This window comes from Oceanobacillus phoenicis (assembly GCF_047238145.1).
Taxonomy (GTDB): Bacteria; Bacillota; Bacilli; order Bacillales; family Amphibacillaceae; genus Oceanobacillus.
Window position 1 is genome coordinate 3,366,205 of the sequence record NZ_JBDFME010000001.1, and the last position, 15,407, is coordinate 3,381,611.

16 protein-coding genes and 1 pseudogene are annotated in these 15,407 nt (G+C 34.2%); 6 read left to right on the top strand and 11 right to left on the bottom strand.

The features are described 5' to 3' along the window. Nucleotides 1-2 precede the first annotated feature (2 nt). Nucleotides 3-1,388, bottom strand: coding sequence for a class II fumarate hydratase (gene fumC, locus ABC346_RS16925; protein WP_413235969.1), 1,386 nt, complete (start codon nucleotides 1,386-1,388; stop codon nucleotides 3-5). Between the two features lie 119 nt (nucleotides 1,389-1,507). Here fumC and ABC346_RS16930 point away from each other — a divergent pair, with 119 nt between their 5' ends. Then, nucleotides 1,508-2,404: a zinc dependent phospholipase C family protein gene (locus ABC346_RS16930; RefSeq protein ID WP_413235970.1), complete on the top strand. Its 897-nt coding sequence runs from the start codon at nucleotides 1,508-1,510 to the stop codon at nucleotides 2,402-2,404. A 124-nt stretch (nucleotides 2,405-2,528) separates the two neighbouring features. Here ABC346_RS16930 and ABC346_RS16935 read toward each other — a convergent pair whose 3' ends face one another. Together ABC346_RS16935 and ABC346_RS16940 are read right to left on the bottom strand one after the other, a co-directional pair. After that, entirely contained in the window at nucleotides 2,529-3,611 is a 1,083-nt protein-coding gene (locus tag ABC346_RS16935) for a glycoside hydrolase family 99-like domain-containing protein (protein ID WP_413236569.1), read from the bottom strand. A 108-nt stretch (nucleotides 3,612-3,719) separates the two neighbouring features. Continuing rightward, nucleotides 3,720-4,124, bottom strand: a pseudogene (locus ABC346_RS16940) (LamG-like jellyroll fold domain-containing protein); the annotation flags it as partial. Nucleotides 4,125-4,287: 163 nt separating this feature from the next. On the opposite strand from ABC346_RS16940, the gene ABC346_RS16945 reads away from it, so the two are divergent. From ABC346_RS16945 to ABC346_RS16955, 3 genes are read left to right on the top strand one after another with little or no spacing between them, the layout of a single operon-like run. Next, entirely contained in the window at nucleotides 4,288-5,043 is a 756-nt protein-coding gene (locus ABC346_RS16945) for a sugar phosphate nucleotidyltransferase (protein ID WP_413235971.1), read from the top strand. Beyond that, complete coding sequence (rfbD, locus tag ABC346_RS16950) at nucleotides 5,040-5,876, top strand: dTDP-4-dehydrorhamnose reductase (RefSeq protein WP_413235972.1); 837 nt, start codon at nucleotides 5,040-5,042, stop codon at nucleotides 5,874-5,876. Before ABC346_RS16945 ends, rfbD begins: the two co-directional genes overlap by 4 nt. Nucleotides 5,877-5,882: 6 nt before the next feature. Then, nucleotides 5,883-6,338 carry a dTDP-4-dehydrorhamnose 3,5-epimerase family protein gene (locus ABC346_RS16955; protein WP_413235973.1) on the top strand — a complete coding sequence of 152 codons (456 nt, stop codon included), beginning with the start codon at nucleotides 5,883-5,885 and terminating at the stop codon, nucleotides 6,336-6,338. A gap of 317 nt (nucleotides 6,339-6,655) precedes the next feature. On the opposite strand, the gene ABC346_RS16960 is transcribed toward ABC346_RS16955, so the two are convergent. The 3 genes from ABC346_RS16960 to ABC346_RS16970 form a co-directional block, all read right to left on the bottom strand. After that, entirely contained in the window at nucleotides 6,656-7,966 is a 1,311-nt protein-coding gene (locus ABC346_RS16960) for an MFS transporter (protein ID WP_413235974.1), read from the bottom strand. A 16-nt stretch (nucleotides 7,967-7,982) separates the two neighbouring features. Continuing rightward, the gene (locus ABC346_RS16965) at nucleotides 7,983-9,449 is read right to left on the bottom strand and encodes a methyl-accepting chemotaxis protein (protein WP_413235975.1); all 1,467 of its coding nucleotides are present in this window, start codon (nucleotides 9,447-9,449) and stop codon (nucleotides 7,983-7,985) included. 111 nt (nucleotides 9,450-9,560) lie between these two features. After that, nucleotides 9,561-9,794 (bottom strand): IDEAL domain-containing protein, encoded by a 234-nt coding sequence (locus tag ABC346_RS16970; protein WP_413235976.1) that lies wholly within the window; start codon nucleotides 9,792-9,794, stop codon nucleotides 9,561-9,563. A gap of 260 nt (nucleotides 9,795-10,054) precedes the next feature. On the opposite strand from ABC346_RS16970, the gene ABC346_RS16975 reads away from it, so the two are divergent. Then, complete coding sequence (locus tag ABC346_RS16975; protein ID WP_413235977.1) at nucleotides 10,055-10,927, top strand: cation diffusion facilitator family transporter; 873 nt, start codon at nucleotides 10,055-10,057, stop codon at nucleotides 10,925-10,927. A 77-nt stretch (nucleotides 10,928-11,004) separates the two neighbouring features. On the opposite strand, the gene ABC346_RS16980 is transcribed toward ABC346_RS16975, so the two are convergent. The 4 genes from ABC346_RS16980 to ABC346_RS16995 all read right to left on the bottom strand — a co-directional run bounded on the left by ABC346_RS16980 (nucleotide 11,005) and on the right by ABC346_RS16995 (nucleotide 12,728). Next, nucleotides 11,005-11,397 carry a hypothetical protein gene (locus ABC346_RS16980; RefSeq protein WP_413235978.1) on the bottom strand — a complete coding sequence of 131 codons (393 nt, stop codon included), beginning with the start codon at nucleotides 11,395-11,397 and terminating at the stop codon, nucleotides 11,005-11,007. 17 nt (nucleotides 11,398-11,414) lie between these two features. Beyond that, a complete protein-coding gene (locus ABC346_RS16985) occupies nucleotides 11,415-11,612 on the bottom strand; it encodes a helix-turn-helix transcriptional regulator (RefSeq protein ID WP_413235979.1) in 198 nt (65 codons plus the stop codon). Nucleotides 11,613-11,709: 97 nt separating this feature from the next. Then, nucleotides 11,710-12,006, bottom strand: coding sequence for an AzlD domain-containing protein (locus tag ABC346_RS16990; RefSeq protein WP_413235980.1), 297 nt, complete (start codon nucleotides 12,004-12,006; stop codon nucleotides 11,710-11,712). Next, the gene (locus tag ABC346_RS16995; protein ID WP_413235981.1) at nucleotides 12,003-12,728 is read right to left on the bottom strand and encodes an AzlC family ABC transporter permease; all 726 of its coding nucleotides are present in this window, start codon (nucleotides 12,726-12,728) and stop codon (nucleotides 12,003-12,005) included. Before ABC346_RS16995 ends, ABC346_RS16990 begins: the two co-directional genes overlap by 4 nt. A 447-nt stretch (nucleotides 12,729-13,175) precedes the next feature. Here ABC346_RS16995 and nhaC point away from each other — a divergent pair, with 447 nt between their 5' ends. Next, nucleotides 13,176-14,540 (top strand): Na+/H+ antiporter NhaC, encoded by a 1,365-nt coding sequence (nhaC, locus tag ABC346_RS17000; protein WP_413235982.1) that lies wholly within the window; start codon nucleotides 13,176-13,178, stop codon nucleotides 14,538-14,540. Between the two features lie 56 nt (nucleotides 14,541-14,596). On the opposite strand, the gene map is transcribed toward nhaC, so the two are convergent. Further along, nucleotides 14,597-15,349 (bottom strand): type I methionyl aminopeptidase, encoded by a 753-nt coding sequence (gene map / locus ABC346_RS17005; RefSeq protein WP_413235983.1) that lies wholly within the window; start codon nucleotides 15,347-15,349, stop codon nucleotides 14,597-14,599. Nucleotides 15,350-15,407: the final 58 nt, after the last annotated feature.

The window sequence follows — 15,407 nt, forward strand, 5'->3', positions numbered from 1 at the left end:
CTTTATTTAGGATATGTCATTTCTTCTGGATTAACATATTCGTCAAATTGGTCTTCTGTTAATAACCCTAATGATACAGCCGTTTCTTTTAATGTTGAATTATCCGCAAATGCTTTTTTAGCAATTTTCGCTGCATTTTCATAGCCAATATGTGGATTTAATGCAGTAACCAACATTAATGAATCATTTAGATTCTTTTCGATTTGCTCATGATTTGGTTCGATTCCAACAGCACAACGCTCATCAAATGACACAATACTATCTGCTAATAATTGACTTGATTGTAAGAAGTTATATGCTATTACCGGTTTAAAAACATTTAATTCGAAGTTCCCCTGACTAGCAGCAAAACCAATTGCAGCATCATTTCCCATTACCTGTGTTGCAACCATTGTAACAGCTTCACTTTGTGTTGGGTTAACCTTACCTGGCATAATAGAACTACCTGGTTCATTAGCAGGTATTGTTATTTCACCAATTCCACAACGCGGCCCACTAGCTAACCAACGAACATCGTTTGCAATCTTCATTAAATCTGCAGCTAACCCTTTTAGTGCACCGTGAGCATAAACAGTTTCATCATGACTTGTTAGTGAATGGAATTTGTTTTTTGCGGATATAAATTTTTTGTTTGTAAATGCACTGATCGCCTTGCAAACTTTCTCTGAAAAATTTGGATGTGCATTTAGTCCCGTACCTACTGCTGTCCCACCTATTGCTAATTCACGAAGATGTTCTAAACTCTCTGATATCATTGTTTCAGATTTTTCTAACATACGATGCCAACCACTAATTTCTTGGCCTAAGGTTAAAGGAGTCGCATCCTGTAAATGTGTTCGACCAATTTTCACAATATCTTCAAAAGCAGATTGCTTTTCTGCAAACGTATTTTTCAGCTGACTTAATGCTGGTAATACGGTATCTTCTAGTTTCAATACAGCAGCAATATGCATTGCTGTTGGATATGTATCATTGGAACTTTGAGATTTATTTACATCATCATTTGGATGTAATTTCAAGTCGCTTCCTTGCTCTTGTAACCATTTATTACCTACAAAAGCTAATACTTCGTTCACATTCATATTACTTTGGGTACCACTTCCCGTTTGCCAAACGACCAAAGGAAAATGATTGTTAAGGGAATCGTTTAGTACTTGATCAGCAGCATATTGAATTGCCTTCATTTTATCTTCTTCCATCAACCCTAATTCAAAATTAGCTTCCGCTGTACTACGTTTTAATATTGCAAACGCTTTAATAATTTCGACTGGCATTTTTTCATTTCCAATCGGAAAATTTTGCTTACTACGTTGCGTTTGTGCCCCCCAATATTTATCAGCAGGAACTTGAATCTCCCCAATTGTATCTTTTTCAATACGATAATCCATTTTATTTCCTCCCTTTGTTAAATCCTCATTGATAGTGTATCAAATTTTGCAATATTTTTCGATTTCTTTCCGTTCATGGTAAAATATATTAAAAATTGTAAATAATGAGAGGGATTTCTATGCCAAATATATGGACGCATATCTTATTTGCTGAAGATGCATGTAACTCAGTTGATTTATCACTATATAATGGACCCGCTTTAAAACTAGGGGCACAAGGACCAGACCCTTTTTTCTATTATCAATTTTGGCCCTGGATAAAAGAAGGACAAGTACAACAGATAGGAACAGTTCTGCATACAAAAAACTGCGGGCGATTTTTACATGAATTAATAAAGAAAGCAAAAAAATCTAGTATTCAGGTGCAAGCTTATGTATTAGGTTTTATTACGCATCACATATTAGATCGCCATACGCATCCGTATATTCATTATCATGCAGGTTATGAAGGCAGTAATCATCAAAAACTTGAAGTAATTATTGATACAATCATGATACATAAATTAAGAAAAAAAGAAGCATGGAAATTTCCTATTTATTTAGAAATTGATGTAGGAGATTCTCTGCCATCAGATATACACTACATAATGGATCAATCAATTAGAAATAACTATCCAGATCTCATTCTACCTGATGATTATATTAAAAAATCTTATCATGATATGAAATTGGCACATAAGATACTCGCTGACCCTTATTTGTGGAAAAATAAACTACTAAGCAATTTTATATCTTCTTACTCACATCAACCGATTCAATCAAATATCGATTATCTTAATGAAAGTCATAGTACATGGTATCATCCTGCAACATATAATCCTTCTACCAAAAGCTTTTTAGAACATTATGAGGATGCACATAAAGAAATATGTACATTACTGCCACTCATACACCAATTCTGGACAAATAATAAATATAATGATCTGATTCACGACATTATCGGCAATTTATCTTATGATACAGGCATGCCTCTTTCACTTGAACTTGAAAATATATATTCAAACCCAATCATCTAGAAACGAAATTTAGCATCTTGAACTGGAAGAAGTTATTCCCTAATTAATTTGGATTACCAATTAGAAAATAAGCAGATAGAATATGTCCTCTTATGAGTTTCTCATATTTTATCTGCAATTTTCATTAGTAATTCATTTTTAAAGCATCTCTTACAGCTTCTAAATAGCGATACTCATATCTTTTATCAGGTTCGAGATATGCCCCTTCAGCCCATTCATTCCATGCATTAATAAATAAAAATTCACTATTATAGACATTCTTTGCTCTATAAATCTGACGACTTAAATAATTTTTGAACTTTGTTGGTGAGGCTCTATGATATATCGTGCTTGATGCTTGCATCCGAGCAGTATTATCCCAATCATTGAATGCGCCTAAAAATACTTTCTTATGTTGAATAGTATTTCTGGTTAAAATGCTTTCCCAGATTCGATCATAATCTAAAAACATTTTTTCTCCTGAAAAACCTTTGACCTTTCTCCAGAAATTATTATATCTACTATGCGCTAATGTAAAATGTGGTTCAAATTCAACAGCAGCATCAAATCTATTTATTGGTGCTAAAGGACGAAAACCATTAAACGTTTGTACAAAATAAATTCCATCTAAACCATATTGTTTGGCAAGTTTATCCCAATAGTCCATCATATTAATTAAATTCGGTATTAATTCAGGCCGATAAATGATGAATAATGGTTTATTTTCCACTCGGATATACCTTTCATCTTTAAATGCCTTAATAAGGTAATTAAAATGTTCTTTCCAGTCTTTTTTGTCTCCATAATCTTGAGGCATTAAGACATCTTTAGATCCCCCATTCCAGTTCCTCGTCCATGGTTCATTAGCCCAAGACAGACAAAATGGAAAATCTGGTTTCCCGCTTGATAGCACTTCATTAAATGGTCTCTCTAGCAACCTTCTACCTTTAAACCAATAATGATAATAACAGAATCCATAAATTCCATACTTTTTTGCAAGGTTCGCTTGCCATTCTCTTACCCCAGGGTTAGTAAGATCATAATAGAAGTCTTTATATGGTTCTCGGGGTTGGTAATGGTTGTTAAATAATGGTTTGGCTTTTTTGGTATTCGACCATTCCGTAAAACCTTTTCCCCACCATTGATTATTTTCTTGTATCTCATGAAATTGTGGTAAATAAAAAGCAATAATCTTTGTATCTTTTTTTTGGTTATTCTTCTGGACTATATTTTTTTTATCAGTAATTGTTTTATTTCTTAGATCACCGTGATAATTAAATAACAACCCTTTTTCATTCGATGACAGTAATTGATTCATAAACGATTTGATTTCGCTAGCATTACGGGAATAACTCCATATTCTTAACCCCCGAATACTCCCCGCAAAATTCTGGCTATTGAATCTTTTAGGTACATATAGGGTTAACTCTCGTTTATATTCTACTCTCTTCACTAAAGTTCCATTTATATATAGAAAAACTTTTTTGTTTTGATAAATAACTGCAATATGAGTCCAATAATTCAAATCGCGATATACATCAATTATCGGAATTAAATTTTTACTTATATCGACTACTTGTATATTATCATTATTTATTTCTATATCAATTCCTCGTACGTTTGTTACATCATTCAAATGCTTAGATAATATCAAGAATGGTTCATTTTCACTCGAATTTTTATCTTTCCTCACCCAACATTCATACGTAAAATTATCCTTTAATACTTGTTGTGAAACCATGATTAGCCTCCTTAACCATTACACACGTACTATAGTGTATTACTAACCATTTACATACGAATAGGTCACAGACTAATTCTTGATAATTTAGGCGAGAACATAGCATTATTCAATTGCATAGGATATCAAATAATATACTACTGAGGCGGGAGTGTATACCTAGATGAAGGGAATGATACTTGCCGGAGGAAAAGGAACCAGACTTCATCCTCTCACAAAAGTGGTAAATAAACATTTAATCCCTATAGGTAAATACCCAATGATTTACTATCCAATTGTTAAATTAAGAGAAGCTGATATAACAGATATTTTGATAACAACTAACCAACAAGATTTGCCTCTATTTTGGGCATTACTAGGGGACGGAAAGGACTTAGGTGTACGTATTCACTTTGAAACGCAGCAACAAGCTGCCGGTATACCAGACGCAATATTACTGAGTAAAATGTTTGTTGGTAGTGATAAATTAGCTGTGATACTAGGCGATAATATATTTCAAGATTCTTTAATTCCTTATGTTGAGTCCTATAAGAATCAATCGATAGGAGCGAAAGTATTATTAAAAACTGTGCCAGATCCTAGTCGATATGGAATCGCTACTTTTGATGAATCTCAAAAAAATTTGTTATCCATTACAGAAAAACCTGCTAATCCCTCATCCAATTATTGTGTCACAGGAATTTATATGTACGATACGGAAGTTTTTGATTTAATTAAACAAATCTCTCCTTCTTCTCGAGCGGAGTTAGAAATTACTGATGTAAACAATTTATACTTACAAAACAGTAAACTTACATTTGATGTTTTATCAAACTGGTGGATTGATGCGGGAACATATGAAGCCATCTTTGAGGCAAATCAATTCACTTTTAATAATGATATTCTATCACTGACTGAAAAAGGTTGTGATTTAGAATGAGGATTCTTATTACAGGTGGTGAAGGACAACTAGGAAAAGCATTCGCATCCAAGTTAGCTCTTGAGGTCAACCTAAAATGTCTCTCCAAACAGGATATGGATATAACCAATCCTGTTGAAATTGATCATCACATAAAATCCTTTCAACCAGACTACGTTATCCATACTGCTGCATACACAGCAGTAGATAATAGTGAAAAATTTCCCTTTCTAGCTCTACAAGTGAATACGATTGGAACATTACATCTTGCTCGTACTTGTAAAAAATATGGGGCAAAGCTTGTTTTTTTTAGTTCTGATTATGTATTTGATGGAGAAAAAAATACACCTTATAGTGAATCTGATCTTCCTAATCCCATAAATAACTATGGCTTAAGTAAGTGGCTAGCAGAGGAATTTATTCTTCAATCAATACCAGAGAACTATATTATTCGAACGTCATGGCTTTATGGGGATGGAGGAAATAATTTTGTTAATACAATGAAAAACAATGCTTACAAAAAGAAACCGTTAAAAGTCGTCAATGACCAAGTCGGGAGTCCGACCTATACCAGTGATTTAGTTGAAGCTTGTATACCATTACTAGAACTTCCATTTGGTATTTATCATATACGAAATCAAGGTATGTGTAGCTGGTACTCATTTGCACAAACAATTTACGAGGAATTAGGAACAGACCCAAATTTAATTACTCCAGTTTCCTCTAAGGACTATAAGACTCCAGCAACGAGACCAAGTTATTCTGTTTTAGGTATGGATAAATTAAAAGCCTCGGGAACTAAACTCCCTCGTTTTTGGAAAGAGGCTCTCCGTAACTTTATTAATAAGGAGTAGATATACTTGATTGAAGGTGTTCAGACAAAAAGGCTAGAAAAACACAGTGACGATCGCGGATATTTAGCTGAATTAGTAAGAGACGATGAAAATTTATTATCCCATTTCGGGCAGGCGACAATTTCCATGAGTTATCCTGGAGTGATTAAAGCATTTCATTATCATGAAAAACAAGATGATTTATGGTTTTTTCCATCAGGGAATGCTCAAGTAGTTCTTTACGATTTAAGAAAAGACACAAGTACTACTGGCAGAACAGATGTCATCTATATGGGAAAGCACAATCCAATCTTATTATTAATACCTAAGGGTGTTGCTCACGGATACCGAGTTTTAGGAAGTGAATCAGCCACAATCATTTACTTTACAACTGCATCGTATAATAAAAATGATCCGGATGAAAAAAGAATTGATTGGAATGACCCAACGATTAATTTCAATTGGGAAACTACTTTTAAATAAAGTTAAAACGAGGATGAGACATAAGTATCTAATCAAAAGATAAATCCAAATGAATAGTATTGAAAACCGCTTCAGAAATATACTCCGCTTATCCTAAGGCGGCTGGTGAGCATCCGGATGCTTATGCATTCCGGGGTCTCGCCTAGGCCTTGCTCCCATAGGACAAGGAAGACCTCGACAAGCATTGCATCGCACGCAGAAAATCGATTTTTGATTTTCAAAGAGTCTCCGTATATTTCTTACGCTTATTCTAGTTTTCATCCGTCTTTTGACCAAAACTTTTTGTTATGTCCCAGCCCGTTTACTTAATTTCATTATTACTTCGTTTTAACAATCACATCATCTTTTGGATTAGATGCTTCTTTTGCTTCCAAAATACCTTTATTGATATCAACAAATCGTAATAAAATGATACCTGCTACAAAAAAGAAAATGAGTGATAATATACCGAGTCTACTATTACCAGTTAGGTGCCCAATAGTTGCGAACATAAATGGTCCAACTACTGCGGCAAATTTTGACGAAATTCCATAAAAACCAAAAAACTCCGCATGTTTTCCAGCTGGAACCATTCTTCCAAAGATAGATCTACTTAACGATTGCGCACCACCTTGTACCATACCTACAATAATAGCCAATAAGTAAAAATGAAGTGCGGAATTCATGAAATAGCCGATAATAACTATTCCAAGATACGTAAATAAGGTAATATATAGTGCATTTTTTGGATTTATTTTCGTCGCTAACCAACCAAAGAAAAAAGTAAATGGTATACCGACAAATTGAGTAATTAATAACGCTATAATTAAATCATTTTGAGCAATACCTATCTCACTTCCATACACTGTCGCCATTCGAATGATAGTTGAAATGCCATCGTTATATAACCAAAAAGCAATTAGAAAAATAGCTAATTGTTTGTATTGTTTTATTTCACGAAAAGTATTTCCAACTCTATTGAAACCGATCGCAACATACGATTTAGTTCTTGTTACTTGTTGCTTTTTTTCCTCTTTAATATTTTTCAATAATGGTATAGAAAAAATAAACCACCAAATCCCTACAGATGCTAATGCTAGCCTCGTAGCCCACTGTGTATTAGGAAGACCGAATAAGTCTGGTTTTAAAATCATAACAACATTGATTGCAAGTAAGATTCCTCCTCCGATATAACCAAAAGCAAATCCTCCAGATGAAACCTTATCCATTTCTTCTTTTTCAGCAATTTCAGGTAAAAAGCCATCATAGAATACATTAGCTCCGGAGAAACCAATGGAACCAATGATAAATAATAACGATGCTAATATATAATCGCCTTCACCGATAAACATCATTAATAAACTAGCTATAATCCCCATAAAAGCAAAAAAACGAAGGAACTTCTTCTTTGCTGCAGAGAAATCACTAATTGCACCAAGAATTGGGGCTAGAATAGCAACAATTAACACGGATATTGACTGCGAGTATCCCCAATAACTAGTGGCTAAGTTGTCTTCTAATCCAGATGCTGCAACAGTTGAATAGTACACTGGTAAGACAGCAGCCATAATCGTTGTTGCAAACGCAGAATTCCCAAAATCATACATCATCCAGCTCCGTTGTATCTTTTTTCTACTCTTTAAATCCATCCCTTCTCCCCCCATACTAGACTTTTTTCATTTCTAATGACGCAGCAGCTTTATTTGTCGCCTCAATCGCTTCTGTTAAGATTCCCATTCGGCTAGCTTGTTGTTCAACTGTAACTTCCATCTGTTCCATAGTGGCAGTATTCTCTTCTATAATAGAAACAAGTTGATCTAGTGATTGATCTATTTCAATGGAAGACGTTTGAATATTTTGACCGCGATGACGTAAATCAGTAGTGTAATCTAAAAACTGTAAAATTTCTTTAGATATAATTGCAAAATTATCACTTGCTTTATTCACTCGCTCGATACTCCGTTTCAACTGTTCCCCATTTTGCAACACTTCCTGTTGTGTGTGAATAGCGCCTTGTTGGACTCCATCCATATTGATTTCAATCTTTTTTGCCGTAGATTTTGATATTTCTGCAAGTTTACGAATCTCTTCAGCGACAATTGCAAAACCTTTGCCCGCTTCGCCAGCTCGTGCTGCTTCAATACTTGCATTCAATGCTAGTAAGTTTGTTTGTGATGCAATACTTTGTATTTCGTTAATAAATTCGGCACTCTCTTTAATTGTACGCTCTAATTGTTTCATATTTGTTGATAAATCGTTAAAAGATTGTTGAAATCCATCCATCATTTCATTTAATTCATTAATGGAATGAGATCCTGATTTTGATAGCGCTTCCAATTGTTGGCCGTCGGTTTTTAGTTTCGTAAATAAATCAATCATATGCTTAATTTGCTGATTCGTCAGTTCCGTCGTTTCTGATATGTTTGTAGCTGCGTGTGACTGAATTTGTGTTGCTTCATTCATTTCTTTAAATGCATCCCGCATTTCTTTCATGGATTGGAAGTTCCAGAGACTTTCCTTTTCAATTACTTGCATTTTCTGATGTACTTGAGATACACCGTTTTTCACTATCTTAGACTGTTTCATTTGATCATGCGTCAGTTTCTTACTTTCGTCCAACGACTTTTCTGTATTTGTCAGCAGCATTTGCGCAATCTTCACCTGAATAAATAAAACAATAAATACTAATGTATAGAATACAAGTGTAATTGCCATTGATCGTGAATCAAAACCAATAGCTGTACCCTTTTCTAACACGAAATAGCTAAGTAATAGTAATCCAACTACCCCACCAGTAATTAAAGCTGGAATAGAAAGAGATAAAGCTGAAACCGCTAATAGATAAAACACAAATAACATATTTGTTACATATTCTGAACTCATCATTACAATTAACGCTACTAAAGAGATAGAAATAATAACAATATAAGGAATTAAGTAAGTATATCGTTCACTTTGATTTAACATCCAAATTATGATAAGTCCAACTAACCCTCCTATAAATATTGCTAAAATATTAGCGATTGGTGCGCCAACAATGAGTTCCGCACCTACTCCTAATATAATTGAAAATAAGAGTATGTAAAAAATAATCATATTCTGTTTTTTAATTAAAAAATTTTTATTGTTCATCTTTTTCCCCCATTTATTTTCGTGCTTCTATTACCTAACAGCAAAACAACTCACCTCCAAATTAAATTCAAAAAAAGCCTTACCTGTTGAGGCAAGGCATAATCAATATTTTTATTCCCAAACAAACTGCTTGTACTCTTCACTTAACTTCTGGAACGATTGTTCATTATTTTGATCGATGGAGCTATTTAAGGCTTCTTCCAACTTCGTCTTATTCCAATTGAAGCATAGCTCATCTAATATTAATCTTGAGAGCAAGCTTGTTTCAAATGAAATCTCGCGCTTTGCTTGTAATGGTTCTCCTGCATAGCGAAATATACGATATACTGTTTTAGCCTTCCTCATGGAATAGGCCCCCCTTGTTCCTTTTAACCATTATCCTCAATTTTCTAATAAATTGCAACCTTCTTATTTAATTTTTATTATTTTACTAAATAAAATTTGTCTTTTTACTAATGATATGTTGTATCAAGGAAACTTCCTTTAGAACTCTCAAGACCTATGGATATATGCTTGTTTGTTTCTCTAGACCCACCAGTAGAAGGTTTGGTAAACTATATAAGCTCTAAATAAAGTGTTTTTATTACACGCTGGAGGATACAAGAATGGATCATTCAGATCATTTAAAACAAGGTGAAAAAGGGGCATGGCTAAGTATCATTGCTTACCTAATACTCGCATCATCAAAACTATATATTGCTTCCATCGGAAATTCTGATGGATTACGAGCAGATGGGTTAAATAATCTAACTGATATTGTCACTTCTGTTGCTGTACTGATCGGACTAAAAATTGCTCGTAAGCCACCTGATGACATACATCGCTATGGTCACTATCGCGCAGAAACGATTGCATCCTTATTCGCAGCATTCATTATGATGTTTATCGGGCTTCAAGTCATCATCGAAGCTGTACAAAAACTGCTCAATTCTGCTTACACCCAACCGGATATATTAACCGCTTGGACTGCAATTTTTGCAGCGGTAATTATGTTATTTGTATATCGATTTAATTTACGATTATCGAGAAAAATTGAGAGTGGCTCTTTATATGCGGCAGCTATGGATAACAAAGCAGATGCTTTAGTAAGTATCGGAGTCTTTATTGGTATTATTGGTGCACAGTTCGGTTTATTTTGGTTAGATCCTCTAACTGCTGGAATCGTTGGTATAATTATTTGTAAAACTGCTTGGGACATTTTTAAAGATTCTACAATTACATTAACAGATGGATTTGATGATGAAAAATTAACAGAAATTAAGGAAACGATAGATAAAGACCCCTCGGTTTTACGCGTTGATGATATTAAAGGAAGAATTCATGGAAACCAAGAACTTCTGGATATAACCATTCATGTGGATCCTGAACTAACAGTCGCTCAAGGTCATGAAATTACCGATCGAATTGAGGAATATTTATATGATAAGCATCGAATTTCTCATGCGCTTATTCATATTGAACCATTCGAAGAAAAATAAATTAAATCAATAGGTCCCCCTACAAGACTTTTTCAATTAAGCCTTAGGGGGATTTATACATGATAGCTTTAAATACACTAATATCGCTTAGACAAAATAACAAAGGAAGAAAATACAGTGATGATCATCAATGAAGCCATTAAAGTTATCGTCTGATATCCAGTCAAACTTAACAATCCAAATTGTAACAAAATCATTAATATTACACTATATACAGCAAAAAAGAAGTAACTAAAAAACATCCCTCGTTCCTTTATCGCTTTAGTACGTTCATCGTTCTGCTTAAATTGTGGGTACAAATAAGCTAAACAGAAACACATGACGGACATTGATAATTGGATTAATTCATGCCCTTGTAAAATGCCTAGTGAAAATAACGAAGCTGATGAAAAAATAGCAGTGTATAACATAAACAAACATCCCATTATTGTAAAAAAACGTCTACCAGTTTTACTGTTCATATACATCATAAAATATTCCCCTTTCCTTATTCATCCTCTAATATAAAAACTTCCTCTACACTACTTTTAAAACATCTGGCAATTTGAATGGCTAGAGGTAATGAAGGATTATATCTTTCTCTTTCTATTGAAATAATGGTCTGCCTTGATACATGAAGCATTTCTGCCAATTGAGCTTGAGATATGTTATGAATTTCACGAAATTTTTTTATTCTATTCTTCATCCACCTTCATCCCTTCTAATCCAAAATGATAAAGTAAAGGGAACTTGACGTCAAGTTCCCTTTACAATAACGCTATATATCTTTCAGAAATTTAAAACTATAAATTTACCATGATAAATACTGACAATATAGAACCAATAACAACAAAAACAACATTTAACCCAATCAGTGATAACAAAATTGCTATTATTCCACCTAATAATCCTACAAATGGTCGGTCAGGTACTACTGATAATACACCCGGAAAAATTAAAGCACCGAGTGCAGCATATGGTATTGCTAGTAACCAACGATTAACCCATGGACGAAATTGTACTTTCTCAACTATAAAAACCGGAATTAAACGTGGTAGCATTGTAACAATAAACATACCAAGAATCATTGCGATAATCATACTTCTTCCTCCTTCAACAAAGGAATTCCAACCATTCCCCCAAAAATAGTTCCATACACAATTGCCCATCCTGTACTCATCCCTAACTGAAGACAACCCCAATGAATAATCATTGCTACTACCGCAATATAAGCTACTTTCATATCTTTTTTAGCAGATGGTATCAATAACCCTATAAACATTGCATAAAGTGCAATCCCCATGCTTTGACTAAGAACAGTAGGAATTATCTCACCTAGTAATCCACCAACTAAAGATCCGATTACCCAGGAAATATATGATAATCCGATAATTGTTCCATAAAACCAAATTCCTTGTGCTTTTTTCCCTTCCACGGAATACATGGAAGACACTGCAAAAGTTTCATCCGTTACACCAAGCGATAACGGTAATTTTTTATGTAGTGGAATTGCTTTTAACACGTTCATCATCGATAAGTTCATAATAAAATGCCTGAAATTCAAAACAAACGTTGCAATAATAATTTCAATAATACCTGTTCCAACAGCAATCATATTTACAGCCATAAATTGACTTGCCCCAGCAAATACTGCTGCACTCATCCAAGTTAATTCAAATAGTGACAATCCAACTTGGCTAGCCAGAACACCATATGTAATTGCAATTGGTAAATATCCAAGCATAATTGGAAAACCGGCTTTTAATCCTCTTTTCATAATTGTTAGAGGCGATTCTACTTTAATTGTTGATGATATTTGCATTATGATTTCTCTCCAAATTTAAATATTCTTTTATCACTCTGAGCAATTGTTCAACCGAAAACCGTTCATTTAAGTTACTAACATTCGGAGGGGTTCTATTCCCGCTAATGAAATTTTGACTTAATTATAACTAAATAACCAAAATTTAAAAAGGAAATTTTGGTTATTGACAATACTAGCTCGATGGTTGTATAGTCAATATTAACAATTTAACACTACCGGCAATTAGAGATACGGAGTAGATTTTGAATTTAGCAGTATAAGAGACAGAGTGGTCGCTGAAAACTCTGGCGGATTCATATCGAATTACACATCTCAGTTATTAGGATTGTCATATCTATTTGAGTGGATGGATTTATTTCCATCAACCAGGGTGGTAACGCGGAGTATACAGCTTCGTCCCTTCAATAAGGGACGAAGCTTTTTTATTTTTTAGGAGGAGAGATTATGAAACCAATTTCGGCTAAACATAAACCAGCTTTTTGGGAAGCGTTGTTATTCTTTATATTTATTATTATATTTATTAGCTACTTTATAATCGGATTAGAAACAACACCACATATTCCAATTTTAATTGGGATGTTATTATTAATTTGCTATGGATTATTAAAAAAAATTAATTACTCTTCACTCCAAGATGCAATGGCAACTGGAGCTTCTTCCGGGATGGGAGCCATTTTTCTTTTCTTCATTATAGGAGTATTAATCAGTAGTTGGATGATAAGCGGTACTATACCAACTTTAATAAATACAGGGTTCTCTTTAATTGGCACTACGTGGTTTTACGCTATTGTCTTTGCAGTCACTGCTATAATCGGGATTTCCTTGGGAAGCTCTCTAACAACTACTGCAACAATTGGCGTAGCATTTATCGGAATGGCAGGAGCTATGGATGCATCTCTAGCTATTACAGCTGGTGCTATCGTTTCAGGTGCTTTTTTTGGTGATAAGATGTCACCACTATCAGATACAACAAATCTTGCATCTTCCGTAATTGGAGTAGATTTATTTGATCATATTAAACATATTAGTTTAACTACGATACCTGCATTTATTATTTCATTTATTGTGTTTGCATTGCTTTCTCCTAAACAAGGTACATCCAATAGTAATGTAGAAGCATACCAAGAAGCACTAATCGACAGTGGACTTATACATTGGGGTTCTTGGATACCTTTAATCATATTAATTATATGTACTATATTTCGAATGTCAGCGTTTCTTGCTTTATCATTAAGTAGCTTAATCGCCGTAATCGTCGGGAAAATTACGAATGGTTTTACATGGAAGGAAATTACAAGCGCTTGGTTTAATGGATTTACTGGAACTACGAACTTCGAACCTGTAAATGAATTATTAACTCGTGGTGGAATAAATGGGATGCTATTTACTATTTCACTAGTAATATTAGCCTTAAGTTTTGGAGGATTACTGTTTGTTACAGGCATTATTCCGAGCCTATTAAACAGTTTTCAAGAGAAATTACAACGTGCAAGATCAATCATTGCATCAACGGCAGGTACTGCTATTGGAGTTAACGTACTTATCGGTGAACAGTATTTATCAATATTATTAACTGGAGAAACTTTTAAACCTATATATGAAAAAGCTGGGTTAACTAAGCGATCTCTATCACGTACGCTGGAAGATGCAGGTACAGTGATTAATCCATTAGTTCCTTGGAGTGTATGTGGAGTATTTATAGCGGATGTACTTGGGGTACCAGTGCTAACCTATTTACCATTTGCATTCTTCTGCCTGCTAAGTCCAATCATAACTATTTTATTTGGTGCTAAAACAGCAAAAAAATAAGGTCCATAGTTAAAGACCCAAACTGCTTTTCAAAATGCAGTTTGGGTCTTTGTATGTTATTTATTTTGTTCTGTAAAGATATGTGGTCCATTTTCTGTAATGACAATCTGATGTTCAAACTGAGCAGAACGTCCTTTATCGATTGTTCTTGCCGTCCATCCATTATCATCCATTTGGCTTTGCCAATCCCCTTCATTTATCATAGGTTCGATTGTAATTACCATTCCTTCTTTTAAACGAAGTCCTTTGTTTGGCAAACCATAGTGAGGAATATGAGGATCTTCATGAATAGTTGGTCCAATTCCATGTCCTGTGAAATCACGTACTACCGAAAAACCTTCTGCTTCAGCATAAGTTTGAATTGCATGACCGATATCACCTATTCGCTTACCTGGTTGTGCCTGTTCAATACCTTTATATAGTGCTTCTTTGGTCACATCAATTAACCGGCTTCCTTTTTCATCTACATTTCCAACAGCATATGTCCATGCTGAGTCAGCTAAACCACCATTTAAATTTACCACCATATCAATTGTTACGATATCTCCATCCTCTAAAGGTTTTTCATTAGGAAATCCATGACAAATTTCGTCATTTAATGAAGCACAAATTGCATAAGGATAACCATTATAGCCTTTTTGCTCAGGAGTAGCTCCATGTTTTTCTAAAAACCCTTCGACAAAATTATCTATTTCAATCGTTGAAATACCCGGTTTAATTATCTTTGCAATTTCTTTATGGCAGGCAACGAGAACATCTGCAGCAGCTTGCATTTGCTCTACTTCTCGTTTACTTTTTCTTGAAATCATTAACCTCTTCCTCTCCAATTCTATCTTTAAGTACGTTATACTAATACTATGCATAGTT